Annotated in this window: 2 protein-coding genes; one reads left to right on the top strand and one right to left on the bottom strand. The window is 71.1% G+C overall.

Annotated elements, in window-relative coordinates:
* A partial coding sequence (locus ACWDX9_RS63285; RefSeq protein WP_449973448.1) for an acetylxylan esterase occupies nucleotides 1-1,017 on the bottom strand: 1,017 nt, incomplete at its 3' end.
* A 125-nt stretch (nucleotides 1,018-1,142) separates the two neighbouring features.
* Here ACWDX9_RS63285 and ACWDX9_RS63280 point away from each other — a divergent pair.
* Nucleotides 1,143-1,436 (top strand): hypothetical protein (locus ACWDX9_RS63280; protein ID WP_449973447.1); only part of this gene is annotated, 294 nt, incomplete at its 3' end.

Genomic DNA, 1,436 nt, shown 5'->3' with positions numbered 1-1,436 from the left:
CGGTCCAGATCTCGAAGAGCTCCTCCAGCGTGCCGATGCCGCCGGGCAGCACGAGATGTGGAGGTAGCGCAACTGCTCCTCCGTCTGGAAGCCGCCGCCGCCCTCGTGGCCGTTCCAGGGCCACACGGAGATCTCCTTCGGGCCCTGCCAGTGGTTGTATCCGGCGAACACGGTCGACGGCGGGCAGACGTCGTCCATCAGCGCCACCGAGTAGAGCGCGGGTACCTGGCCGCGGGCGGCGAAGTTGAGCCCGTCGAAGTACGACAGCGTGCGGAAGACCTGGTCGGCGGTGTCCCTGCGGGTGGAGAGGAAACGCACCAGCTCCTGGTACGGGTCCTTCCCGGTGATCTCGACCGCCCGCCGGAAGTGGGTCAGGAACGGCACGTCGATCAGCGCCGCCTTGACCGCCGGGTGCAGCGCGGCCGTGGCCTGCGCGATGCCGCCGCCCTGGCTGCCGCCCGAGACGACGACCCGGCTCGCGTCCACCGCCGGGTGTTCGAGGGCCGCGTCCACGGCCCTGACGGCGTCGGTGAAGACGCGCCGGTAGTAGTAGTCGTCCGGGTCGAGGATGCCCCGGGTCATCATGCCCGGCGCCTGCGGCGAGGCGCTGCCGTGCGGGTCCCCGGTCGCGCCGGGGCTGCCGGCGTTCGCGCCGCCGTGGCCGCGCGTCTCCATCACGAACACCGCGTACCCGGCCGACGGCCAGAACAGGTGGTCCTTGGCGAACCCGCGACCGCCGCTGTAGCCGATGTAGTGCATCACGCACGGCACCGGGCCCTCGACCCCGCGCGGCACCAGGAACCACCCGTTGATCCGGTGCCCGCCCCAGCCCGCGAAGGACACGTCGAACACGTCGACGGTGGCGAGGGGCAGGTCGTACGGGACGTACTCGGCGCTCAGGTCGAACTCCCCGGCCTCGGCCAGGGTGCGTGACCAGAACGCGTCGAAGTCCGCGGGCTCGTCGCGTTCGGGGAGGTAGCTGCGGAGTTGCTCAAGCGGCAGGTCGAACAGTGGCACGGAATCTCCAGCCTTGTAGAGGGACGCTGATATTTCACCTCATCCCGCCGGTAAGCGCTATCCCACTCCGCGTCCGGAATCCCATCCGCCTGTCCGAAACCCGTGGAGTGCACTAACGTCCCCTTGTGGCTTCTTTCGCCAGACTGGCCGGACGGGCGGTGGCGGGCGCCGGGGTGCTGGCCCTGTCGCCGGTCCTCGGGCTGGCCACTTTGGCCGGGATGGCGATGGTGGGCGCGGAGGCGACCACGTTCACGGTGACGGGGCTGGCGGTCTTCGCGTCGGTCTTCTTCCTGGGGCTGCTGCTGTGCGTGCCCAGGCCGAGGGCCGTGTGGGGGCGCTGGTTGCGGGCGCTGGTGATCCTCGGGGTGGAGGCGGCCGTCGTGTGGCCGGTCGGCGTCGCCACGCTGCGCCCGCCGCAG

It is taken from the genome of Nonomuraea sp. NPDC003201, assembly GCF_053590415.1.
Note: the sequence above shows the minus strand (reverse complement) of the source record. Positions and strands in the feature narration are given on the sequence as shown.